Annotated in this window: 18 protein-coding genes; 8 read left to right on the top strand and 10 right to left on the bottom strand. The window is 63.1% G+C overall.

All coding sequences use genetic code 11. The features are described 5' to 3' along the window. Positions 1 to 41: 41 nt before the first annotated feature. Complete coding sequence (locus PALO_RS03090) at positions 42 to 860, bottom strand: Fpg/Nei family DNA glycosylase (RefSeq protein ID WP_015582375.1); 819 nt, start codon at positions 858 to 860, stop codon at positions 42 to 44. 97 nt (positions 861 to 957) lie between these two features. Here PALO_RS03090 and PALO_RS03085 point away from each other — a divergent pair, with 97 nt between their 5' ends. Then, on the top strand, positions 958 to 1,197 hold the full coding sequence (locus PALO_RS03085) for a hypothetical protein (RefSeq protein WP_004808776.1): 240 nt from the start codon (positions 958 to 960) through the stop codon (positions 1,195 to 1,197). Here PALO_RS03085 and PALO_RS03080 read toward each other — a convergent pair. After that, on the bottom strand, positions 1,186 to 1,659 hold the full coding sequence (locus PALO_RS03080; RefSeq protein ID WP_015582374.1) for a ribose-5-phosphate isomerase: 474 nt from the start codon (positions 1,657 to 1,659) through the stop codon (positions 1,186 to 1,188). The two genes, PALO_RS03085 and PALO_RS03080, sit on opposite strands and share 12 nt — an antisense overlap. Positions 1,660 to 1,730: 71 nt before the next feature. Between PALO_RS03080 and PALO_RS03075 the strand changes: the two genes are divergently transcribed. Next, complete coding sequence (locus PALO_RS03075; protein ID WP_041709989.1) at positions 1,731 to 3,020, top strand: GNAT family N-acetyltransferase; 1,290 nt, start codon at positions 1,731 to 1,733, stop codon at positions 3,018 to 3,020. A gap of 100 nt (positions 3,021 to 3,120) precedes the next feature. On the opposite strand, the gene ligA is transcribed toward PALO_RS03075, so the two are convergent. From ligA to PALO_RS03060, 3 genes are all read right to left on the bottom strand, one after another. Beyond that, on the bottom strand, positions 3,121 to 5,343 hold the full coding sequence (ligA, locus tag PALO_RS03070) for an NAD-dependent DNA ligase LigA (protein WP_015582372.1): 2,223 nt from the start codon (positions 5,341 to 5,343) through the stop codon (positions 3,121 to 3,123). 117 nt (positions 5,344 to 5,460) lie between these two features. Beyond that, the gene (locus PALO_RS03065) at positions 5,461 to 7,035 is read right to left on the bottom strand and encodes a histidine-type phosphatase (RefSeq protein WP_041709987.1); all 1,575 of its coding nucleotides are present in this window, start codon (positions 7,033 to 7,035) and stop codon (positions 5,461 to 5,463) included. A gap of 126 nt (positions 7,036 to 7,161) precedes the next feature. Then, the gene (locus tag PALO_RS03060) at positions 7,162 to 7,764 is read right to left on the bottom strand and encodes a mycothiol-dependent nitroreductase Rv2466c family protein (RefSeq protein WP_171023480.1); all 603 of its coding nucleotides are present in this window, start codon (positions 7,762 to 7,764) and stop codon (positions 7,162 to 7,164) included. A 172-nt stretch (positions 7,765 to 7,936) separates the two neighbouring features. On the opposite strand from PALO_RS03060, the gene pepN reads away from it, so the two are divergent. After that, positions 7,937 to 10,549 (top strand): aminopeptidase N, encoded by a 2,613-nt coding sequence (gene pepN, locus PALO_RS03055; protein ID WP_041709985.1) that lies wholly within the window; start codon positions 7,937 to 7,939, stop codon positions 10,547 to 10,549. 86 nt (positions 10,550 to 10,635) lie between these two features. On the opposite strand, the gene PALO_RS03050 is transcribed toward pepN, so the two are convergent. Both PALO_RS03050 and PALO_RS12790 read right to left on the bottom strand, forming a co-directional pair. After that, positions 10,636 to 10,818 (bottom strand): hypothetical protein, encoded by a 183-nt coding sequence (locus PALO_RS03050; RefSeq protein WP_004808784.1) that lies wholly within the window; start codon positions 10,816 to 10,818, stop codon positions 10,636 to 10,638. 264 nt (positions 10,819 to 11,082) lie between these two features. After that, complete coding sequence (locus PALO_RS12790) at positions 11,083 to 11,409, bottom strand: hypothetical protein (RefSeq protein ID WP_237726283.1); 327 nt, start codon at positions 11,407 to 11,409, stop codon at positions 11,083 to 11,085. On the opposite strand from PALO_RS12790, the gene PALO_RS03045 reads away from it, so the two are divergent. The 3 genes from PALO_RS03045 to PALO_RS03035 all read left to right on the top strand — a co-directional run bounded on the left by PALO_RS03045 (position 11,344) and on the right by PALO_RS03035 (position 15,605). Then, on the top strand, positions 11,344 to 12,123 hold the full coding sequence (locus PALO_RS03045; protein WP_231097176.1) for an endonuclease domain-containing protein: 780 nt from the start codon (positions 11,344 to 11,346) through the stop codon (positions 12,121 to 12,123). The two genes, PALO_RS12790 and PALO_RS03045, sit on opposite strands and share 66 nt — an antisense overlap. A 267-nt stretch (positions 12,124 to 12,390) precedes the next feature. Further along, positions 12,391 to 13,839 carry an NADP-dependent phosphogluconate dehydrogenase gene (gndA, locus tag PALO_RS03040; protein ID WP_004808786.1) on the top strand — a complete coding sequence of 483 codons (1,449 nt, stop codon included), beginning with the start codon at positions 12,391 to 12,393 and terminating at the stop codon, positions 13,837 to 13,839. 92 nt (positions 13,840 to 13,931) lie between these two features. Continuing rightward, positions 13,932 to 15,605 carry a glycoside hydrolase family 13 protein gene (locus PALO_RS03035; RefSeq protein WP_015582367.1) on the top strand — a complete coding sequence of 558 codons (1,674 nt, stop codon included), beginning with the start codon at positions 13,932 to 13,934 and terminating at the stop codon, positions 15,603 to 15,605. A gap of 7 nt (positions 15,606 to 15,612) precedes the next feature. Here PALO_RS03035 and PALO_RS03030 read toward each other — a convergent pair whose 3' ends face one another. Together PALO_RS03030 and PALO_RS03025 are read right to left on the bottom strand one after the other, a co-directional pair. Next, the gene (locus tag PALO_RS03030; RefSeq protein WP_004808788.1) at positions 15,613 to 16,458 is read right to left on the bottom strand and encodes an acyl-CoA thioesterase; all 846 of its coding nucleotides are present in this window, start codon (positions 16,456 to 16,458) and stop codon (positions 15,613 to 15,615) included. Next, on the bottom strand, positions 16,455 to 18,362 hold the full coding sequence (locus PALO_RS03025) for an AMP-dependent synthetase/ligase (protein WP_015582366.1): 1,908 nt from the start codon (positions 18,360 to 18,362) through the stop codon (positions 16,455 to 16,457). Before PALO_RS03025 ends, PALO_RS03030 begins: the two co-directional genes overlap by 4 nt. A gap of 142 nt (positions 18,363 to 18,504) precedes the next feature. Between PALO_RS03025 and PALO_RS03020 the strand changes: the two genes are divergently transcribed. Beyond that, complete coding sequence (locus PALO_RS03020) at positions 18,505 to 19,062, top strand: MarR family winged helix-turn-helix transcriptional regulator (RefSeq protein WP_036901373.1); 558 nt, start codon at positions 18,505 to 18,507, stop codon at positions 19,060 to 19,062. A gap of 4 nt (positions 19,063 to 19,066) precedes the next feature. After that, entirely contained in the window at positions 19,067 to 21,970 is a 2,904-nt protein-coding gene (locus PALO_RS03015) for an FAD-binding and (Fe-S)-binding domain-containing protein (protein WP_015582364.1), read from the top strand. Between the two features lie 367 nt (positions 21,971 to 22,337). On the opposite strand, the gene ettA is transcribed toward PALO_RS03015, so the two are convergent. Then, positions 22,338 to 24,023 (bottom strand): energy-dependent translational throttle protein EttA, encoded by a 1,686-nt coding sequence (gene ettA, locus PALO_RS03010; protein WP_004808797.1) that lies wholly within the window; start codon positions 24,021 to 24,023, stop codon positions 22,338 to 22,340. Positions 24,024 to 24,092 lie beyond the last annotated feature (69 nt).

Genomic DNA, 24,092 nt, shown 5'->3' with positions numbered 1-24,092 from the left:
GCTGATGTGGCTCATACTGACCTCCAGACCTGACTCAACCGTCAGTGATGCCGACGTTGGCACCGTGGGCACCAGAACAGGTGACGCCCTCCCTGTGCGACCATCTTCACCGGCGTGTTGCACACCAGACATGGCTGGTTCTCTCGTCGGTAGACGTAGACCTCGCCACCGTGGCGATCAACACGGGGCGGTCGCCCCATCGCCTCCGGGGTGTGCTCTGGCTGGACGGTATCAATGCGTCCTGCCTCGACCCCGGCGCGCATGAGCATGACCAGATCATCCCACATTGCCCGCCATGTCGAGTGGGAAATCTGCTTGCCAGGGGTCGCCGGATCGATCCGATGCCGGAAGAGGACCTCGGCTCGGTAGATGTTGCCAACCCCCGCTGCAATCTTCTGGTCCAATAACAGGTCGCTGATCCGGCGGGAGGACCGTCGCACCTTGTGCCAGGCAATCTCGGGGTCTGCGTCGTCACGAATGGGGTCTGGGCCGATCGTGGCCGCGACCGCCGCCCAGTCATCGTCATTGATGAGTTCGCAGGTCTGGGGCCCGCGCAGGTTCGCAGCCGTGACGCCGTCGGTAATGCGCAATCTGACTTGTCCGACCACCGGAACTGATGGTCCCACCGCAAGCTTCCCGATGAGCCCCAGGTGGATGTGGAGCAGGTGGTCGTCACGATGATTGTCGAAATCGATGACGAGATGCTTGCCCCATGCCTGGGCCGACGCCAGTACCGTTCCGTCGATCATGGCTGCGGACTCGGCAAAACGGCCTTGTGGCGAGGTGACCTCGACCGGTTCTCCGGCGAAGGCGGTACCGATGGCGTTGGCAAGACGATGGATGACGTGGCCTTCGGGCACAGACGGTTGTCCTCTCGAGGTCGATGAGATGACGCGGTAATCGCGGAAGTCGTGGATTGATGAGTACGGCGACGAGTATTTGAGGCAGGATGGTTACATGAATGCCCCTGGCCACGGCAAACACCGACGTACCCACGACCACGAACGCAGCCGCGGACCCATTCTCGATGGAGACCGCGCCATGAGGGCGCGCGAACTCGCTGAGCAATCAGAACCAGCCGCCGGCTCCCAGATGCCCGATCCGGGTCAGGAATGGCCAACCGTGCTGGCGGATCTTCGTCGTCGAGCCACCGCCAGTACAGTCAAGAAGTCTGATGAGGTCGGCTCAACCCAGTGAGCCCTCGTCCTCCCAACGCGTGAGCTTGTCAATACGACGCTGGTGACGAGCCTCATGGGAAAAGTCCGTCGTCAGGAAGGTCTCGACGATCTTCCAGGCCTCCTCGTGGGTCTGCATCCGGCCTCCCAAGGAGACGACGTTGGCGTCATTGTGAAGACGGGCCAGCTCGGCAATCTCGACGGTGTAGGCCAGCGCAGCACGAATTCCCTTGACCTTGTTAGCCGCGATCTGCTCGCCGTTTCCCGAGCCGCCCAGAACGACGCCCAGGGAACCAGGCTCAGCCACCACGGCCTGAGCGCACGGAATGCAGTAGTCCGGGTAGTCGTCGAGGGAATCGTAGGTCGACGCGCCGTGGTCGACGACCTGATATCCGGCCTCGGTCAGCTTGCCAACGAGGAACTCCTTGAGCTCGAAGGCCGCGTGATCAGTACCAATATGAACGTGTGAAGGCTTGAAGGTCATGGTTCAATCATGGCACCAACCTCCAGCCCGTTGGCTCCTCAGGAGGGATCAACTCCGCTAGCGTGAAGGGTATGGCTGAAAGCACCTCATCCGTTCAGGTCCCCGCCCCCTACCGCTTGGAGCTCGTCACCAGCGACGGTTCCCGCAGTGACGAGGTCGACAATGTGGTACGCGCCGTGGCGCTGGGTTTCCACCTGGCACAACCATCCGACGCCGAGCTCGAGCACTATGCCACCTGTGTCGAGGGTGAACGGTTGTGGACGATTCGGCAGCCTGACCCCGATCCGGAGTTCCCGGGTCTCCCGGTCGCCACGATGGCCGCGTACCCCAGCACCATCAACACCGGACATGGTCATCTCGAACCGGCCACCTTCATCACCGACGTGACCGTGCGTGCCAGCCACCGCCGCCGCGGGCTGCTTCGCACCCTTATGACGAATGCCCTCACCCGGTCCAAGGAGGAGGGCCTGCCTTTCGCCGCACTGACGGCCACCGAGGGAAGCATCTACGGACGCTTTGGCTACGGCATCTCCACTCGAGCTCAGAACGTCGAGATCATCGCGGATGGTCGGTTCAAGCTCAACCACGAACCGAGCGGGACTGTGTCGATGGCCGATCCGTTGGCCATCGATGATCTGCGTCTCAAGGTGTTCTCTGAGTTCCATCAGGCCCATCGTGGTTCCCACAACCGCCAACCCTGGCATGTCGATTTCTCCTCCGGGCGCTGGAGTTCCCAGAAGGGCGGTCCCAACCGTCGAATCCGTTCGATCGTCCACCGCAATGACGAGGGAGAGCCTGATGGCGTCGTGTCTTACGAGATCGACAAGGACTTCGGCTCACAGATCACCGTCGTTGACATGGTGGCAACCACCCCGAACGCCGAGGTGGCTCTGTGGGAGTTCCTGGCCTCCGTCGACCTCATCGAGACGATCAAGGCACCGCAGGTTGATCCCGCCACGCCGCTGCCGTGGGCGGTCGAGGACCCGAGGGTGGTCACGTTCACCCGTCACACTGATCTCGGGTGGCTGCGAATCCTTGACGTCGACCGGGCGATGGCAGTGCGAGGTTGGGATCACCAGGGCTCGGTGACCTTCCACGTCACCGACTCGATGGGCTACGCCGAGGGTACGTGGCGTGTCGACGTCGACGCCCCGGGGACACCGGCCACGGTGACTCGGATCGACGATTCCACCGATGCTGCAACCCTCGATGTGGCTGCCCTCGGATCGCTGTACTTCGGCATGGGACGTGGGTTCTCGCTGGCCGCCGCCCACCGCATCACCGGTACTGACGAGCAGATCGCGGCGATCGACCGGATGTTCTCAACCGTCGACGTGGCTCACAACATCTCGGAGTTCTGAGCCCTCATCTCGACGACGTGGGCCGGGCGCTCATGCCCGGCCCACATATATGTCCTACCAGCTGTGGCCTTCCCGCGTGGCGACCCGGGAAGATCGACCATCATGCGACGGTTGTTATTCCCTGTGGGCCGTTTTCGAGCAGGTATTGGAACCCCGCCTCGTCAAGAATCGGACGACCCAGCTCACGTGCCTTCGTCTCCTTGGACCCGGCGTTCTCTCCCACCACGACGTAGTCAGTCTTCTTCGACACTGATCCGGCGGCCTTGCCCCCTCGGGAAACGATGGCTTCCTTGGCCTCGTCACGGGTGAATCCCTCCAGACCTCCCGTGACAACCACAGTCAGCCCTTCCAGGGTCTGCTCAGGTGCCTCGTCGCGATCGTCGGCCATTCGCACCCCAGCCGCAGCCCACCGGCTGACGATTTCCTGATGCCAGTCGACCTCGAACCACTGCTGGACCGATTCCGCAATGATCTCGCCGACCCCGTCGACCCCGGCGAGCTCGTCCAAGGATGATTCTCGAATGGCCGGGATCGAACCGAAATGGGTGGCCAGAGCCCGAGCCGCCGTCGGACCGACGTGACGGATCGACAGCGCCACCAGCACCCGCCACAAGGGCTGGGACTTGGCCTTGGCCAACTCGTCGAACATCTTCTTGGTCGTGGCAGTCGGAACGGAGGGCTTCTTCGTTGTCGGCTTCGTGAAGAAGTAAGGCTCGAGCTGCCAGGGCCCCAACTTCCCGCGCACCTTCCGACGACGCCACACCTTGACCTCGGCCAGGTCGTCGGGCTGCAGGTCGAAGAGCCCTGCTTCTGAATTGAGCACCGGGACCTGCCTGCCCGGAAGTCCCTCGGCAACCTCACCCTCATCCGGTCGCTGATTCTCCGGGTCGACCAGAGCGATGGCGGCTTCCCATCCGAGCGCCTCGACATCGAGGGCGCCGCGCGACGCCAGCCCGAAAACACGCTCTCGCAGCTGAGAAGGGCATTCCTTGGCGTTCGGGCAGCGAAGATCCTTGTCACCGTCCTTTTCGTACGCCAACTCAGCGCCGCAGCTGGGGCAGTGATCGGGCATAACGAACTCCCGCTCCGAACCATTACGCAACTCGACAACCGGACCCAAGATCTCGGGAATGACGTCGCCGGCTTTCCGCAATACCACGGTGTCTCCGATGAGGATTCCCTTGCGTTTGACCTCGAAGGCGTTGTGGAGGGTGGCCATCTCGACAGTCGATCCCGCAACGGTCACCGGCCTCATGACCCCGTACGGCGTTACGCGGCCCGTTCTTCCGACATTGACACGAATGTCGAGAAGCTCGGTGTTGACCTCTTCCGGCGGATACTTGTACGCGATGGCCCACCGGGGAGCTCGAGAAGTTGCGCCAAGCTTGCGTTGCAGAGAGACGTCATCGACCTTGACCACCACACCGTCGATCTGATGGGAGGCCTCGTCACGCGATTCTCCCCAGGAGGTGACGAACTCATGCACCTGCTCGGCGTTCTCAACGATCTTGAGGTACGGCGACACCGGCAAGCCCCATTCGGCGAGCTTGTCGTACGCGTGTCCCTGGCTGGGAAACTCATGCCCTTCAACGGCACCAATCCCGTGAACGATCATCGACAGGGGACGTGAGGCCGTCACCCGCGAATCTTTCTGTCGCAACGATCCCGCGGCCGCGTTACGAGGATTGGCGAAGGGATTCTTGCCAGCCTCGACGAGAGCGGCGTTGAGGTCGGCAAAGTCGGCGACCGGGAAGAAGACCTCACCTCGTACCTCGAGCAGGCTTGGGACGTCGTCACCAGCCAGCTTCTGCGGGATCGCCTTGATGGTGCGGACGTTCGCAGTGACGTCCTCACCAATGCGACCGTCGCCACGGGTGGCCCCCGAGACGAGTTCACCATCGCGATACACGAGATCGACGGCAAGACCATCGATCTTGAGCTCGCACAGGAAATCCGGAACTTTTCCGACGGACGTGGCGACCCTGTTCATCCACTCCGAGAGCTCGTCACGGGTGAAGACGTTGTCCAGGCTCAACAGACGCTCCAGATGCTCCACCGGGGCGAAGTCGGTCACCCGCTGCGGAGCTCCAACTCGCTGGGTGGGCGAATCCAGACTCTTCAACTCAGGGTGATCGTCCTCGAGCTTTTTCAGCTCAATCATGAGCTGGTCGTACTCGGCGTCGGAGATCGTCGGGGCGTCGTTGGCATAGTAAGCGTCCTGGGCGTCCAGGATGCGTTCGGTCAGCTCAGTCCAGCGATGGCGCGCCTCGGACTCGGACTCGCTCGCCTCCAACTCGTCGCCTCGGGTGGGATCGTCAACCATGGTCCCATCCTTGCGCAGTTCCCATACCTGTGCATTCGGGTATCAGCCGACCGGCCTCCCACAACGAGGTGTGGTGGCCGCGGAAGCCCCGCGGCTACCCGTCCCCACAGTGGTTTTTCAGACGCCGGTGGCCGGAAGTGCCCCGGTGAAGCCTCCTGGCCTGCTCGGTGTCACGGTCGGAGCGGTGGAGGACGGAGCCGGCGTGGTCGGGGTCGACGGCCCGTCACCGGACGGCTTCACCAACCAACCACCATCAGCAATGGATGCGCCGGTCAGGCAATGTTTGAGCTCGTCGACAGTGTAGAAGAATGAGTTCACCGAGATCGGACGGCAGCCACGTCCGAAAGTGGCCTGCTGCTCGTTGAGGAGCATCCGGACGACCTTCTGCCCTGACCCCGACTCGAAGACGTCCCACTGCACGTTGGAGGCCAGCGGAGCCACCTTGGCACCCCGCCAATCCGTGACCTGCCAGAAATTGGTGTCCTGCGGGCTGATCTGGGTACGAGATCCGGGTGCGCCGATGAGCGCCTCGAAGGGAACGAGGGTCTCAGCGTGGGCGAACCGCAAGGTCGCCGATCCCTTGGGATGGTCTTCGGTCTGCTGGTCGATCTGGGCCAGGAAATCGTCAAGAAGAGGGCGGGCATTGCGATGGGCGATGTCCGATCCCTTGAAGCCGGGGCCCTTCTCGGCGTAGTCCTCAGCGTCGAGGGACATCGCGAAGACATTGGCCTGGTCCCTCGTGAAGTACTTGGCGAAGTCGACCTTGGTCTCAGCAGCCATCGAGGGAGCGATGATGTACAGGTTGTACAGGTTGAGAGCCGCGTCGACGTCGTTCTTGGCCTTCTTGCCCTCGGGGGTCTTGAAGGTCCACTCCCCTGCTGCCAGTCGGTCGACGAAGTCCTTCGTATAGATCTTTTCCAGAACCTCACGGGCGGCCTTGCGAACCTCCGGACGCGAATTCACCGCATCGACGTAATCAGAGAGTTCCTTGCTGTCCTGGTACTCCTTGTAAGCCTTGTAGTCCGGGTTCGACTTGTCCTTGTGGAAGTACAGCGTCTTGGTGTCGGCCTTGATGGCGCGTGACATATGTCCGCTCATCTGCGGGGCACCATGGAGCAATCCAGTGACAAAGTCGTATCCGGACTCCGCAGCACGCGGTTCTCCCGAGGACTCCACGACGACCGTGTTGTCCTCCCCGTTGAAGATCTCGGGCATCCGGTGGGCCAGACGCTCACCCAGTTGACGATGCTGATCAGCTCCCACCTCAGTGAGGTTGCCGTACCCCCTCTCGAGCTTGTTGCCCTTGCTGAGCTCAACTCCGTCGGCCTCCATGTGGGCCCAGGTGTCCTCGTTGCCGAGATTCTCATTGGCTTCATGAAGTTTCATGGCCTGGGCGTGAACATCCTGGCCGAGGGGAGTCACAGCTCCCAACTCATTGGCCTTTTCCCAGATCGCCATCGTCAGGGCGTCGTACTTGAAGCTCGACAGGCCACGAGAGCCGTGACGGGCAACGACCTGGGTGTTGACGGGGCGGAATCCGACGGGCGGGGCCTGCAAGGTGCCACCGGAATAGCGATACGGAGTCTTCGTCGACAGCGAGTCGTCGGTGTCAGCATGGGCAATTGGCGCACAGGTGCTGGCCAGACACGCGACGGCCATGGCGCCAAGAACACGGAAAGGTCTGGAAGGCATGGTGTGCTCCCGAGAGGATCGATTGGTTTGGCCATACCCTCGCTGATTCGGGCGTCACCTCCATGTACGGCAGATGACGCCCGATCAACACTTCAATGATCTCCCGGGGACAGCTCCAGAGGGGGATCAGTCCAAGATCGGTCCGACGGTACGGGTCCGCTTCAGCTCGAAGAACCCGGGGTAGGCCGTCACCTTCTCGAACCCGTCGAAGAGCTCACCGGCCTCCTCCCCCTTGGGAGCCGGCGACATCACCGGACCGAAGAGCGCCATGCCGTTGATATGGAGAACAGGGGTACCGACATCCTGTCCGACCGGATCCATGCCTTTGTGATGCGAAGCGCGCATGGCCTCGTCGAACTCGCCCTTGTCAGCACGATCCGCGATGGACTCGTCGTAGCCGCTCTCCACCAGCGCTGCCTTGACGGTCTCGATGCTGCGCTCCTCCTTGCCAAGGTGGTAGCGGGTTCCAAGGGCGGTGTAGAAATCACGAACAGCCTCCTGTCCATGCACCTCGACAACACCAGTGGCAGCCTGAGCGCCGATCCACGCCTTGTCCATCTCGGCACGATAGTCGTCCGGCAGATCACGTCCTTCATTGAGGACGGCCAGGCTCATGACGTGGAAGACGGTATGGACGTCACGAACCTTCTCCACCTCGAGCATCCAGCGCGACGTCATCCACGCCCAGGGGCAGGACGGGTCAAACCAAAAATCAACTGTTGTGGTCATGACACCAGCCAACCGCACGCGCCCGCGCACGCAAAGACCGACCCTGTCATTGTTCGCGTAAGGCGCAGTAATGACGCGCGATACAGTTCCCGCTTAACGAGACAGCGAAAGGCAAGAACCGATAGAGTTTCATGGGAATTGTTGGGTGCTTTTGTGCGCCCTTAACTAACACATGTTCCACGGAGGCATGATGAGTTCGGTCAACATCACTCGTGCGGAGGCGCAGCAGCGCTCCCAGGTCATCACGGCGCACAACTCCAAGGTGCTCGTTGATCTTTCTGGACGTGACCCCAACGGCGATTCGCTCGCCGAGCCGACCGAAACCTTCGTCTCCTCGTCAACCATCGAGTTTTCGTCGACCGGCGGCGAGAGCCATCTTGACCTCATTGCTGACGGTGTCTACGCCGCAGATCTCGACGGCACCCCGCTGGATCCGGCCGCATTCTCGAATAATCGTTTCCCGTTTACCACGGAAGCGGGAACTCACGAAATCACGGTTACGGCGCTGTGCCGCTACTCCCATTCGGGTGAAGGCCTGCACCGTTTCGTCGACCCTGCTGACGGCAAGGTTTACCTCTATACCCAGTTCGAGATTGCTGATGCCAGGCGTATGTACGCCGATTTCGAGCAGCCCGATCAAAAGATGACATTCGAACTGCAGGTCATCGCTCCGACTGGTTGGACCGTCGTCTCGAACTCCCCGACCCCAGAGCCGACGGAAGGCCCCTGGGAAGGGATGTCACGGTGGTCTTTTGAGCCCACCCTTCCAATTTCGACATATCTGACAGCCCTTGTCGCCGGCGAGTACTACATCGATCGCGGAACCATTCACACATTGTCTGGCGAAATGGACGCCGACATTCTGTGCCGTCAGTCGATGAAGGAACACCTCGACGCCGACCGAATCCGCACCACCACACAACGTGGATTTGAGGTTTACGAGTCCGAATTCGGCTACCCGTACCCATTCGGCAAGTACACCCAGTCCTTCGTGCCGGAATTCAACGCCGGAGCCATGGAGAACGCTGCCTGCGTCACCCACCGTGACGACCTGCTGTTCCGTTCCCGCGTCACCTCGGCCGCCTACGAGAACCGCGACAACACCATCCTTCACGAGCTCGCTCACATGTGGTTCGGCGATCTCGTCACCATGAAGTGGTGGGACGACCTCTGGCTCAACGAGTCCTTCGCCGAGTGGGCGTCGCATCACTGCCAGGAGAAGATCGCCGAGAAGCACGGCGGCATTGACCCATGGGTCTCCTTCGCGAACCAGCGCAAGACGTGGGGTTACACCCAGGACCAGCTGCCGACTACCCATCCGATCGCCGCTGACATGATCGATCTCGACACCGTCGAGCAGAACTTCGACGGCATCACCTACGCCAAGGGTGCCTCCACCCTGAAGCAGCTGGTTGCCTTCGTTGGAGAGGCCGAGTTCCTGGCCGGTGTGCGCACGTATTTCGCCCAGAACGCCTTCTCGAACACTGAGCTCAAGGATCTCCTCCATCAGCTCCAGGTGGCGTCGGGACGCGATCTGTCGTCCTTCACCGAGCAGTGGCTGCGCATCCCAGGGGTCAACACCGTCCGTCCGGACTACGATGTCGACGAGGACGGCAACTTCACCCGCTTCGACATCGTCCAGACGGCGATCGAGAAGTACCCCACCCTGCGGACCCATCGTCTGGGCATCGGCATCTACACACTGACCGAAGGCAAACTCGTCCGGACTGAACGCCTCGACGTTGACATCCATGACGAGCGCACCCCGATTGCCGCCCTCGTCGAACATTCCCGCGGTGATCTGGTCCTGCTGAACGACGGTGACCTGACCTACGCGAAGGTCCGTCTGGATGATCACTCGATGGCCACCCTCATTGAGCACATCGACGCCCTGTCCGATCCGCTGGCCCGCGCATTGTGCTGGAGTTCTGCCTGGGACATGTGCCGCGACGCCGAAATGAAGGCCCAGGACTACGTCACCCTGGTTGGCAAGGGGCTTCCCAGCGAGACAGACCTGACGGCCGTCACCTCTCTCATTCGCCAGGCCACCACCGCCGCGATCTCATACACCACTCGTGAGGATCGTCAGGATGTGCGCGATCGTCTCATTGCGATCTCGGCGACGGGACTGCGTGACGCCGCGCCCGGTTCTGACCATCAGGTGGCCTACGCCAACGGTCTGGCCGCTGCTGCCACGAAGGACACAGCCGACCTGCTCGAGGGGTGGTTGAACGGCGAAGAGGTGCCTGAGGGTCTCGACATCGACCAGGGAATGCGTTGGCGTCTTCTCATCGCCCTGGCCGGTATGGGCCGAGTCGGCGAGCCGGAGATCACTGCCGAATTGCAGCGTGACAACACCATCTCGGGATCGGAGCAGGCAACTGGCGCTCGCGCCGCGATGCCCACGGCTGAGGCAAAGCAGGCTGCTTGGCAGCGCGCCACCACCGACGACTCAGTGCCCAACGCGACCTACCGGCAGCTCGTCAGCCAGTTCATTCAACCTGATCAAGCCGAGGCGCTCTCACAGTACGTCGATCCCTACCTCGAGCTGTGCAAGTCCATCGACTCCCGCGACGGCCAGTGGGCCAAGGCCGGTCACGCCCAGGTCCAGAACGCCCTGATGTGGCTCTTCCCGAGCACCGAGGTCATCGACGAGGCTTGGCTCGACAAGCTCGATGGCTGGGTTTCCGACAACAACCCGGGCAGCACTGTGCGACGCGTTCTTGCCGAGCGCGCCGACAACGCTCGCCGCACCCTGCGTTGCCAGGAGGCCAGCCGTCACTGAGCTGTGACGCATGAATGCGGCCCCGAACCAGCTGGTTCGGGGCCGCATTCATCTTCATGTTCAGCACTCACGCTGCGTGACAAGGATCAGTCAGAGTTCTTACCGCCGCGTCCCTTGGTGAAATGGACTCCCCAACCAATGAGGGTGAACAGGACAGCCGTGGCGATCGGCCACACGACACACAACATGAGTAGGTGCACGGAGCTGAATTCGGCTTCGGGCCAGCCGGGCAGGGTTTTCATGGGCACAAGGGCCAGCGCATCGATCATGGGCTCAGCGTAGCGTCTTCGCACCAGTTTTGGACCGACCTTGGGGGAGAGATTTCACGGGAAGTACGTTGGCAAACACGGACATATGGCGCGTCGCGAACTCTTCCCGATCATGGACGGTCCGTCTTTCCTGAGTTACCACGCCGGATAAGGGCAACCCGAAACCTTGGGATCTCTCTCATCGTCATGGAGGACGGTGGGCTTCCTTGGTGGCTGTGCCGTGAATTCCTTTCCAGTCGGATCCCAGGACCCCATTCCTCGAAGTTATCCACAACCTTCTCGGTGGTTCTCCCGACGATGTCCACAGATCTTGATTTGGCTGACGGATTCTCTGATGTCCCGCCGATAAATGGTGGTGTGAACGAACTTGAACTGGACATGAGGGACTGCGGCGGTGTCGTGCGGATACATCGCTTCAGCAGAACTCGCGGGCAGGCTGACCGCGCCGTGAAAGCCGGCCGCGCAATACGCATGCTCCCGGGAGTCGTTGCGGATGCCGGGCGGGCTGACGATTCTCGAGTGAAGATGCAGGCGATACACATGTGGCATCGAGACGCGGTCATCATTGGCAAAGCCGCCCTCGTCGCGCAAGGAATGATTCCCCCGGGAAGCCGGACGCGAGATTTCAGCGCCGTCCACGAGGTGGAGGCGTTTTCACGGACGAGGGGCATCAAGCGAGAGGGAATCCTCGTACACCGATGGCGAGTTCCGCGCCGGTACGCCACCCAATACCGCGATGTCCCCATGGCAATTCCTGAGGCATCCGTCCTCCTTCTGGCCGTTCGGGGAGAATGGGAATGGGTCTGCGAGGCGCTGAGACAAAAACTCGTCACCCCGCGTTCCTGCAGGTCGGCTCGTTCCTGCCTGTCCTGGAAGTTCGGCCGTCACCGCATCACAGCAGCCCTGGCCGACATTTCCTTCAATCCATGGTCGGTGCCGGAATTGTGGTTGTCCCGGGCGCTCCGCGCGGTCGGGTTCACCGGGTGGCACTCCAACACGCGGGTGGACACCGCCGAAGGAGCCTTCACCCTCGACCAAGCCTTCGATGCGGAACGCGTTGGGGTTGAGGTCGACGGCCGCTGCGTGCACGGCACACCCGAAGGTTACGAAGCGACCATGATGAGATCAGCGAGTTTGGATCGACATGGCTGGCGGATGCTGCACATCACTCCGACGATGCTCAGGCAACGGCCACGATTCGTGCTGGAGTGGCTGGCACAGCGGATCCACAAGCGGCATCGTCCAAAGGTCATGATGTCAGACCACGAGCTTTCGCGGATCATGCTTGGTCTGACCCCGACCTGATCGTTGCCTGGGCGCCTTCATTGAACCTCTCTGAGGAGAATTCGCCGTCGTCAACCGTCACTGCACCTGGCACCACTGCGTCTCTGGTCACGATGTGTCATCAGCCCGGGTACGGCCACGCCCGTCGTGGTGATCTCGGAAACACCGCAGGGTTCCGTCACCAAAGCTTCTATCATCCTCGCCGTCTCACGTCATCCCCACCCATCCGCGCCTGCACCACGCGGAAATGCCTGGAAGGATGGAAGCGAGACATCTAGGAGGAATCGCATGAGTGACACTGCGCCGCAGACCGCCGAGGTCGGCGTCATCGGGATGGCCGTGATGGGGTCCAACTTGGCCCGCAACATGGCCCACAAGGGTTTCCGGGTCGCCGTTTACAACCGCACAGCTTCGCGCACCGACGAGGTCATGGCCGAGCACGGGGACGAGGGAACCTTCCTGCCGTTCCATGATCTGGCTGGCTTTGTCGCAAGCCTCGAGCGCCCGCGCCGCATCGTCATGATGGTCAAGGCCGGTCGTGGCACGGATGCCGTCATCAAAGAGATCACTCCCCTGCTCCAGCCGGGTGACGTTCTCGTCGACGGCGGCAACGCCTACTTCGGCGACACTCGACGTCGGGAGGAAGAAATCCGCCCGACCGGCATCCATTACGTCGGCACCGGCATTTCCGGTGGCGAGGTCGGAGCGTTGGAGGGACCGTCAATCATGCCGGGGGGCTCCCCGGAGTCGTACGAAGCCATCGGTCCGGTTCTGGAGAAGATCTCGGCACAGGTCGACGGCGAGCCCTGCTGCGCATGGATGGGCACCGATGGCGCCGGACACTTCGTCAAGATGGTCCACAACGGCATCGAGTACGCCGACATGCAGTTCATCGGTGAGGCCCACGCCCTGTTGCGCGCTGCCGGTCTGACGAACGCCGAGGCCGGAGACGTCTTCGAGTCCTGGAACCATGGTGATCTCGACTCCTACCTCGTCGAAATCACCTCCCGGGTGCTGCGTGCCAAGGATCCTCGCGACCCTGCCACCGACCTCCTTGACGCCATCCGCGACGAGGCAGGGATGAAGGGAACGGGCACCTGGACCGTGCAGACGGCTCTCGAGCTCGGAGTTGACGTCTCCACCATCAGTGAGGCCGTCTTTGCTCGCTCAGTCTCCAGCGCCCTGCCGCTGCGTACGGTGGGCCAGCAGACCCTCGAGGGGCCGGACCGCACCATCTCGGTCGATGACCGTCAGGCCTTCATCGACGACGTTCGTGACGCTCTGTGGTCTGCAAAGGTCGTCGCCTACGCCCAAGGGCTCGACGAGATCCGCACCGCGGCGGTCGAGTACGACTGGGAGGTCGACATGGGCCAGGTCGCCTCCATCTGGCGCGATGGCTGCATCATCCGAGCCCGCCTCCTTCAGCGCATCAAGGACGAGTACGCGGCCGGAGACCTCACCACCCTTCTGGAGGCACCTTCCGTCAAGGCCGAGCTCGCTCGCTGCCAGCAGGCATGGCGTCGCGTCGTCGCCCGAGCGGTCGAGGCCGGAGTGCCAGTTCCGGGATTCTCCTCAGCCCTGGGCTATTACGACCAGGTTCGCGCGCCACGTCTCAACGCCGCCCTCACCCAGGGCCTGCGCGACCTCTTCGGCGCCCACACCTACCGCCGTGTCGACGACGAGGGTTCCTGGCATGTCAACTGGTCCGGCGATGGACGAGAGGTCCGTGCAGACTGACCCTCTAACAGCTCCGCGGCGGCGGCCATCGTCGGTCACCGCCGCGGGCCCGCCCCGCCCCTGACGACCCTCACAACCCTTCAAGGACCCCCATGACCACTATTCCCACGACCCACGACTGGTGGAAGTCCGCCGTTGTCTACCAGGTGTACCCGCGTAGTTTCGCCGACTCGAACGGCGACGGCATCGGCGACGTCCGCGGCATCATCGAACACCTTGACCATCTCGTCGCTCTGGGCGTCGATGCCCTCTGGATCTCACCGTGGTACCCCTCCCCGCTGGCCGATGGCGGCTACGACGTCAGCGACTACTGTGCCATCAATCCTGACTTCGGCACTCTCGGCGACGCTGACGCACTCGTGGCACGGGCCCACGAATTGGGCCTGCGAGTCATCATCGACCTCGTCCCCAACCACTCTTCCGAGGAGCATCCGTGGTTCAAGGATGCCCTCGCAGCTGCCCCCGGTTCGCCTGAGCGCGACCGCTACATCTTCCGAAATGGCCGCGGAGAAAACGGCGAACTCCCTCCGAACAACTGGCCATCGGTGTTCGGAGGTGGTGCATGGCAACGCATCACTGAGCCCGACGGCACCCCTGGGCAGTGGTACCTGCACTTCTTCGACGTCTCACAGCCCGACTGGAACTGGGAAAACCCCGAAGTCGTCGAGGAGTTTGACCGCGTTCTGAGGTTCTGGTTCGACCGCGGTGTCGATGGTTTCCGCATTGACGTCGCCAACTCGATGGTCAAGGAATCCGGTCTCCCCGACCTCCCTGAGAACGAGGAGATAGGCGAACTCGTGGGAGACAGCCCGATGTGGGATCAGCCTGGATTGGCGCCCATCCAGCGCCGTTGGCGGGCCATCGCGAACGAATACGCCAACACTCCTGAGGGTCCGCGCATGTTCGTCGCCGAGGCGTATCTCCCCCATGACCGTCTGGTGCGCTACCTCGAATCGGACAGGCTGCACACCTCGTTCAACTTTGAGTTCCTCATCTCGGCGTGGTCGGCCCGTTCGCTTCGCACCACCATCACCGAATCCCTGGCGGCCCACGAGTCAGTGGGCGCAAGTGCCACCTGGGTGCTGGGCAACCACGACAACTTCCGCCCCGTCTCCCGCTACGGCAAGGAGATCTCGGGTCTGGACTTCTCGGATCCCGCTGCTCCCCATGCCACGTTCCACGGCACACCGACCGATGTTCCTCTGGGACGGCGTCGCGCCCGCGCGGCAGTCATGCTCGAACTCGCCCTTCCTGGTGGCGCCTACGTCTACCAGGGCGAGGAGCTCGGTCTGCCAGAGGTGGAAGATCTTCCCGATGACGTCCTGCAGGATCCCACCTGGGAGCGTTCTGAACACACGGACCGCGGACGTGACGGCTGCCGCGTCCCGATTCCGTGGAGCGGTTCCGAGGCCCCTTACGGATGGTCGCCAACGAGCGACACCTGGCTTCCGATGCCGCACGACTGGGCTGATTGGACGGTCGAGGCCGAGCAGGACGATCCGTCGTCCTTCCTGACCCTCTACCGCACTCTGCTGGCTGAGCGGCGGGACAACCCCGCCCTGGGAGCCGGGACGATGACGTGGAACGAGTCGTCCGACGATGTCCTCGACTTCTCCCGCGAGCCCGGCTTCCGTTGCGTTGTGAACTTCGGTGACGACCCAGTGACCGTGGACACAGACAAGATCATCGTCACCTCGACCTCGCTGAAGACCCACGACGGACTCGCCTCCGTCGGCCGTGACCAAGCCGTGTGGCTGCGAGCCTGAACGTCGATCAGACCGCGACGAGGTGGGCTGCCAACGCCTCCCTCGTCCGGTCGTCGATCGGGACCGAAGCTCCGGTGTCCGGATCGACGCAGACGAGCACGGTTGCGGCATCGAGGGCAGATCCCTCGTCTGTGGCAATCGACCCGGCGAGGATCATTGACGAGGTCCCCAGCCGCGTGAGCGCTGTATGCACCTTGCATGACCGCTGAGACGGTAGAACCTGGCGTCGATAACGGATGTCCTGACGCACGACGACCCACAGGTGGTCCCCGGCCCGCCTCATCCCTGGCGACCACGACGTCGTCGCGAGGATCCTGGCCTCCTGGAGGTAACCAGCCATGCTGACGTTGTTGACGTGGCCCTGCCGATCGACGTCAGACCACCGGACAGGTACATCGACGATGTCGCCGATCCCGGAGACGTCGACGACTTTGATCGGCTTCCACGGAGTCTCCTCGACCTTCATGGCCTCGAAGGCGCCTCGCTCGCCGTCGGTGAGCCGGCGCGGCCGTCCTGCGTCGAAATCGAAGGGGCAGATGATCCCGCGTGCCCGAGCGACCTCAACATCATGGTGCCAAGCGCGGTAATCCAGAATGGTTCGTGCCGCTCCGACCTTGGAGCAGCCGACCTCGACCCGCAGCGGACTCCCATCCACGACGAACGGGGCCAAGAACTCGACATCCTGAGTGACGACGACGATCCCGGTCTCGAGCATCTCCTGGGCGCCGTTCGTGTAGAACGCCTGATTTCGAGATTCCTGAACCAGCTCGCTGATGCGAACGTTGTTGACGTGTCCCTGCGCATCCATGTCGGACCACCGCAGTGGAATGTCGACGACGACAGCGCCCGTCACGACGCGTCGTCTCCCCTGGCCACACTCGATTGTTCATTCTCGTCGGCAAACATCTCGTCAACGATGTCGGAATACTTCTCGGCCACGACGCCGCGACGCACCTTAAGGCTGGTCGTCACCGAATGGGAGTCCTCGGTCAGCTCGTGGTCGAGAATCGCGAACTTCTTGACGGTCTCCCAGCGCTCGAGGCGGGAGTTTGCGCGATCGACATACCGCTGGATGCTGCGCCGCACGTCCGGGTCTGCCGTGAGCTCGGCGTAACTGGCGTCGGGACGTCCATGCCGGCGTCCCCACGTCATGAGAGCGCCCTTCTCGAGGGTGAGGAGGGCCACTGCATACTTGTGTCCCTCCCCCAGAACCACCGCGTTGGACAGGTACGGGCAGTTGGCCATCAGGGTGGCCTCGACCTTCTGTGGGGCGACATATTTTCCGCCCGAGGTCTTAAACAGGTCGCGCTTGCGGTCGGTGATGCGCAGGTAGTTCATCTCATCGAATTCGCCGATGTCGCCGGTGTGGAACCAGCCGTCGGTGAACGCCTTGGCCGTCTTCTCGGGCATGCCGTGGTAGCCACGAGCAACGATCGGTCCGGAGACCAGAATCTCACCATCCTCAGCAATCCGCGCGAGGCAACCAGGAGCGACCGGCCCCACTGTGCCAGGCCGAATGGCATCAGGCCCACTGAAGAACGCGACTGCCCCGACCTCGGTCGCCCCATACCCCTCGACGATGGGGATCCCCGCAGAGGAGAACCACTGCTGAACCTGCTCCGACAACTTGGCACCGCCGCAGATCATGAACTCGATGCCGCCAAGCTTGCGACGCAGGGTCGAGAAGACCAGCGCATCAGCGATCTTCCGCTTGGCCTCGAGCACGGTCGGTACCCGATCACCAGCGTTGCGGTAGCGCTGGGCGTCGCGTCCGGTTGCGAAGGCCCACCGCGAGACACGACTTGCCAGACGTCCTTGTGGGTATGCCGTCATGACACCGGCACGGATCTTCTCGAAGATGCGCGGCACACCACACATGACGCGTGGCTTCACCTCGCCCAGGCTGCGGGCCAACCGCGAGATACGGGGCTCAACAGCCTGGGTGATCCCGATCTCGACGCAAATGGCGATGAGACACTTCCCGAAGGCATGGGACAACGGCAACCACAACATGTGGACGTCCCCACCACGGAACATGTCGAGGTTCTTCCACGCCTGGCCCATGTACGTCCACGCCCGGTGGGTCAGCTCCACTCCCTTGGGCGTGCCCGTCGTGCCAGAAGTGTAGATGAGGGTGCACAGGTCGTCGGGTTCGACGGAATCGATCATGCGACGCACGAGATCCGGCTCGACGGCCAGGCGCCGACGTCCATTCGCAATGATCTTGGCCATGGTGGTGAGCCGGTCATCTCGGACGCCGGTCTCCTCGGAATCGTCGGCAAAGCTGATGATATGCCGAACCACCGCATCGACCTCGGGCCTGCCCTGGATCTTGGCAACCTGGGCAGTGGAATCGACGAAAAGTATGGACGACTCGGAGTCCACCAGGATGAAACTTGCCTCGTCCGGCCCGGAATTCGGGTAGATCGTCGTCGTCGCGCCACCGGCGGAGGAGATGGCCATGTCGGCAATAATCCACTCGGTGCGCGTTCCGGACAGCAGGGCGACGCGGCCCTCCCGAGGAAGCCCCAACTCCATCAGCCCAGCGGCCACCTCGTGGGCCTGACGACGGAATTCAGCAAAGGTCATGGGGAGCCAGGCGTTGGGCTCATCGTCAGCGCCGGAAGGAGTGAGAAAAGCGATGCGATTCGGATGGGCATCGGCCTGTCGATCAAGCATCGCCGCGAAGTTCTTGGCCGAGGACGCAATGAGTTTGTGCTGCAGAGCAAGGGACTCCTCGTCACTGGTACGCCTCATCAACTCACCCTCTCCTCGGTCAAAAATGACTTCTGCCACGCTATTGCATGGCGTACTGGCCGGTCCCCACAGTTCCCGACGACACTCATAGGTAGGTGTCTACAGGGGCGGGCAGGAGAACGTTCCCCGCACCACGGGTACGATATTGATCATGTCACAGGGCGGTTCCAGGCGCAGCATCCATGATGGCGATGCCTCGAATACGCCATCGATGGCGTCTTTTGACAATGTCGGGCCTGAGGTAGAGCGGTCGGCGGCTGCCCCTTGGCTGAGCATCGAGCAGCAACGAATCTGGCGAGCTTGGCTCCTCGGATCAGCTCGTATCACGGCGCATCTTTCGGAGGATCTGCGACGCCATGGCCTCGAGCTGTGCGAGTACGAGATCCTCGTCAGTCTTTCGGAAGCCCCCGATCACGCAGTTCGGATGTCTGTTCTTGCCATCGAGGTGCATCAGTCACGGTCACGACTCACTCACGCCATCGAACGGCTCGAGGCACGCGGGCTTGTCGTGCGCGAGCCTGACGTGCGGGATCGTCGCGGAGTGGTCGCAAGGCTGAGCTCTGACGGCATGGACCTGCTGCGGCAGGCTGCCCCCGACCATGTCCGTGCGGTCCGCCACGTTTTCGTTGACCCGGTCGATCCGGAGGATTTCGCGGCCTTGGGACGGGCCATGGCGGCTGTGCTTTCCGTGTCAGACTGAGCCCATGACGGCCACCACGGACATTCTCCAGGACTTTCAATCAGCTCTGAGGGGTCTGGACGCCTCTGCCGTGGGAATCCTGGACGATTCCCGGCTGGCGCGCGCCCTGTACTCCTCCGATGCCTCGATCTACCGCGTTGTCCCTGCCGCAGTTGCCCATCCACGAAGTACTGATGAGCTCTGTGCCCTGGTCACGGCAGCCAGTCACGTCGGACTACCCGTGACAACCCGAGGCGCCGGTACGACATGTGCTGGCAATGCCGTTGGAACCGGACTCATCATCAATACCTCGGCGCACCTCAACCACATCCTTTCCCTCGATCCCGAATCGGCTACCGCAGTCATCGAGCCGGGTGTGGTCCAGGACTGGCTTCAGCATGCCGGAGCTCCCCATCAATTGCGGTTTGGCCCAGACCCCTCCACATCAACTCGCTGCACCATCGGCGGGATGATCGGAAACAACGCCTGCGGGCCGCGGGCCTTGGGGTACGGACGTACCGGGGACAACGTCGTCGACCTTGACCTCCTCACTGCTGACGGCCACGTCACGACCCTCCGCCCCGGGGACCTCACGACTCCTTTCGCGGAACGCCTGGGTGATCTGGCAGACGCGAACCTCGCGACCATCCGGACCGAATTCGCGACCTTCTCCCGCCAAGTTTCCGGGTACTCCATGGAGTGGCTGCTGCCCGAGCGTGGTCGCAATTTGCCAGCCTTCATCGCGGGCACGGAAGCCACCCTGGGCATCGTCACGAAGGCGACGGTCCGGCTCGTCCGCGAAGCTCCCTACGGATTGACGGCGGCGCTGGGCTACCCATCAATGCCCGAGGCCGCCGATGCCGTCACGGCCTTGTTGCCCTTCTCCCCCGTCGCTTGCGAAGGATTCGGGCGACGGATCGTCGACGTGGTCTCCCGGGCAGGACGCCCGGTTCCCGATCTCCCGCGTGGCGACGGCTGGATGTTCGTGGAGCTTCGCGGCGATGACGAGGCCGAGGTGGCATCGCGAGCCAAGGACATGGTCGCTGCCAGCGGATGCCTCGATGGCCGGGTGGTCTCCGATCCAGTGCAGGCCGCGGCCCTCTGGAAGATCCGTGCTGACGGAGCAGGGCTGGCAGGCGTCAGCCTCGACAAGCCAGCCTGGGCCGGGTGGGAGGATTCGGCCGTTCCCGCTGCCGACCTCGGCGCCTACCTCCGCGACTTCGAGTCCTTGTTGGATGACCACGGCCTCCATGGCCTGCCCTACGGCCACTTCGGTGAGGGATGCCTGCACTGCCGCATCGACTTCCCTCTCGATCAGTCCGACGGACCCCAGCGCTACCGCTCCTTCGTCACCGAGGCGGCGAAACTGGTCGCACGGCATGGCGGGTCAGTCTCCGGGGAGCACGGCGACGGCCGAGCACGCTCGGCCCTGTTGAACACGATGTACTCCCCCGATGCCCTGAGCCTCTTCGGCAAGGTCAAGGCGATCCTCGACCCGGACAACGTGTTCAACCCGGGGATTCTCGTCGATCCCGCACCGCTCGAGACCAATATCCGAACCCACGAGTCAGCTCTTTCCGCGATCACCATTTCCCATCCTGAATTCGCCGTCGACGTCCATCGCTGCACCGGAGTCGGAAAGTGCGTCGCCCACACTGCCCCAGGCGCGGTGATGTGCCCCTCGTACCAGGCTTCCGGGCTCGAGGTGGACTCCACCCGAGGCCGCGCCAGCGTCCTCAAGGAGATGGTCAATGGCACCCTCATCGAGGGTTGGGACTCCCCCGAGGTGGAACGCGCCCTCGACCTCTGTATGGCATGCAAGGGATGTGCCCGCGACTGCCCTACCGGAATCGACATGGCCAGCTACCGCAGCACGGTCCTCAACGAGAAGTACCGCCACCGGCTTCGCCCCCGCTCCCACGTGACCATGGGCCTGCTCCCTCTCTGGGAACGCCTCCTCAACCGCATCCCGGGAGCGCCTGCCCTGGCCAACAAGGTACTGGCGTTCTCGCCCTTCGCCCACCTGGCCCGATGGACGGCCGGCGTCGATCAGCGCCGTCCGCTTCCCCGGTTCCAGCCCTCGTCCAGACTGGCCAGCAAGCAGGCGACCTCAGCCCGAACCATCGTGGCGGATCAGGAAATTCCGACCTCGCCTGCTACCGAAACCCCCTCAACCGGATCGATCTCACCGACTCGCCGCAGCGGGGACAAGGGAGACGTCGTCATCTGGGTGGATTCCTTCTCCGACATGTTGGAAGGTTCGGACCTCTCCTCCGTCGTCACGGTACTGGCCGACGCCGGCTACCGCCCCAGGGTCCTTTCCGATGACGTCTGCTGTGGGTTGACCTGGATCACCACTGGCCAGCTCAACGGCGCTCGTCGTCGGCTGCGCGCAGGACTGGCGGTGCTGGCCCCCCTGGCCGACGCCAACGTCCCGGTCGTTGGGTTGGAACCGTCCTGCACGACCGTTTGGCGCGACGACGCCCTACGCCTCCTTCCGGACGATCCACGGGTTGGTCGCGTCGCCCGGAACATGCACACCGTCGCTGAAATGCTGGAGGCAGCGAACTGGGTCCCGCCCTCCCTAGCCGGCCACACCGTTGTCGCCCAGCCCCACTGCCACCATGCGTCGATCCTCGGATTTGGCCCGGACAAGCGCCTGCTCGAAGCTGCGGGGGCGAAGGTCACGGTGGTCGGCGGTTGCTGCGGTTACGCCGGAAACTTCGGCGTCGAGAACGGTCATTACGACTTCTCGGTGAAGGTTGCCCAGCACGACCTCCTCCCGGCCATCGAGGACGCCGGCCAGCAGGCCATCATCGTGGCCGACGGATTCTCCTGCCGGCGCCAGACCTCTGACCTAACGGGACGTCGGGCCCTCACCTTCTCAGAACTGTTTGCGTCGCATCTGCCGTCGTACCCGGGTCGCTGACCGTCTACGCCACGGCAGAGGTCGACACCGCTTCGGTGGTTCCCTCGGCGGCGGCCTTTTGCATGCGCGCCACGACATTTCGACGCAGCTCGTGCTACTGGGCGGCAAGCTGCCCTGCAATGACGTCGAGTTGCTGATCGACCAGGCGAAGACGCGAAGGGTCTTCTCAACTGTTGCCGCTGCAGCGGCGGGCGTGCTCAGGTCACGTTACGTCAATCCATCGAGCATCCTGTGAGGCCCATACACACCCGGAAGGAAAGGCGGTGCCGACGGCGGGCATAGACGCGGCGCGGCCCATAGCTATGGGCCGCGCCGTGAAGAACGTCACCAAGAAGAGGTCGTTGACTCTTCCTTGGGACGTCACCGCTCAGTCACGAGTGAGTCGACGATGCTTCGAGGCATGCGGACGAGCCGCCTCCGGCCCGAGACGCTCGATCTTGTTGACCTCGTAGTCGGCGAAGTTGCCCTCGAACCAGAACCAGCGCGGCACACCGTCCTCGTCCTCGCCCTCCCAGGCCAGGATGTGGGTGGCGATGCGGTCGAGGAACCAGCGATCGTGGGAGACGACCACGGCACATCCCGGGAACTCCAGGAGGGCGTCCTCAAGACTCGACAGGGTCTCGACGTCCAGGTCGTTGGTCGGCTCGTCGAGCAGGAGGACGTTGCCGCCCTGCTTGAGTGTCAGGGCCAGGTTCAGGCGGTTGCGCTCACCGCCGGAGAGCACACCGGACTTCTTCTGCTGGTCCGGTCCCTTGAAGCCGAAGCTCGCCACATAAGCCCGCGAGGGTTCCTCGAAGTTGGCGACCTTGATGTAGTCCAGTCCGTCGGAGACGACCTCCCAGACGTTCTTCTCCGGGTCGATGCCAGTACGGTTCTGGTCGACGTAGGAGAAGTTGACCGTCTCGCCGACCTTGAGGTCGCCGGAATCGGCCTTCTCCAATCCGACGATGGTCTTGAACAGGGTCGTCTTGCCGACACCGTTCGGGCCGATGACGCCGACGATGCCGGCTCGCGGCAGCGTGAAGGACAGGTCCTTGATGAGGACACGGTCGCCGAACCCCTTGGTGAGGTGGTTTGCCTCCAGCACGACGTTGCCAAGGCGCGGGCCCGGCGGGATGTTGATCTCGGCGGTGTCGATCTTGCGGTTGCGCTCGGCCTCGGCAGCCAGCTCCTCGTAACGGGCCAGACGGGCCTTGTTCTTGGCCTGCCGAGCCTTCGGCGAGGAGCGCACCCAGTCCAGCTCCTTCTCGAGGATCTTGGCGCGCTTGGCGTCCTTCTTGCCCTCGATCTGGAGACGCTTGCGCTTGGTGTCCAGGTAGGTCGAGTAGTTCCCCTCGTAGGGGTGCAGCTGACCGCGGTCGACCTCACAGATCCACTCGGCCACGTGGTCAAGGAAGTAGCGGTCGTGGGTGACGGCCAGGACAGCGCCTGGGTAGGACTTGAGGTGGCCCTCCAGCCAGTTGACGGACTCGGCGTCCAGGTGGTTGGTGGGCTCGTCGAGGAGCAGCAGGTCAGGCTGCTCGATGAGGAGCTTGCACAGGGCGACGCGACGACGTTCACCACCGGAGAGCACGTCGACCGGGGTGTCACCGGGAGGGCACTGCAAGGCGTCCATCGCCTGCTCGAGGCGGGTGTCGATGTCCCAGGCGTTGGCGTTGTCGAGCTCGGTCTGCAGCTCGCCCATCTCGGCCATGAGGGCGTCGAAGTCGGCGTCCGGGTTGGCCATCTCGGCCGAAACCTCCTCGAACCGTGCGAGCTTCGCCTTGATGTCGCCGACGGCCTCCTCGACGTTCTCGCGAACCGTCTTGTCCTCGGTGAGCGGGGGCTCCTGGAGCAGGATTCCGACCGTGGCTCCCTTGGCGAGGTTGGCGTCACCGTTGTTCGGCTTGTCGAGCCCAGCCATCAGCTTGAGCATCGTCGACTTACCAGCGCCGTTCGGTCCGACAACACCAATCTTGGCGCCCGGGAAGAACGACAGCGTGACATTGTCGAGAATGACCTTGTCACCCACCGCCTTTCGGACGTTGTGCATGGTGTAGATGAACTCGGCCATCGGCACTCCTCCAGAATCTGCGGGAACGGGGCGGCCGGCACTTCACCGACCGTTGCACAGTATGCCAGT

Origin of the sequence: Cutibacterium avidum 44067, assembly GCF_000367205.1 — a bacterium.
In the GTDB taxonomy this organism is placed as follows: Bacteria; Actinomycetota; Actinomycetes; order Propionibacteriales; family Propionibacteriaceae; genus Cutibacterium; species Cutibacterium avidum.
Note: the sequence above shows the minus strand (reverse complement) of the source record. Positions and strands in the feature narration are given on the sequence as shown.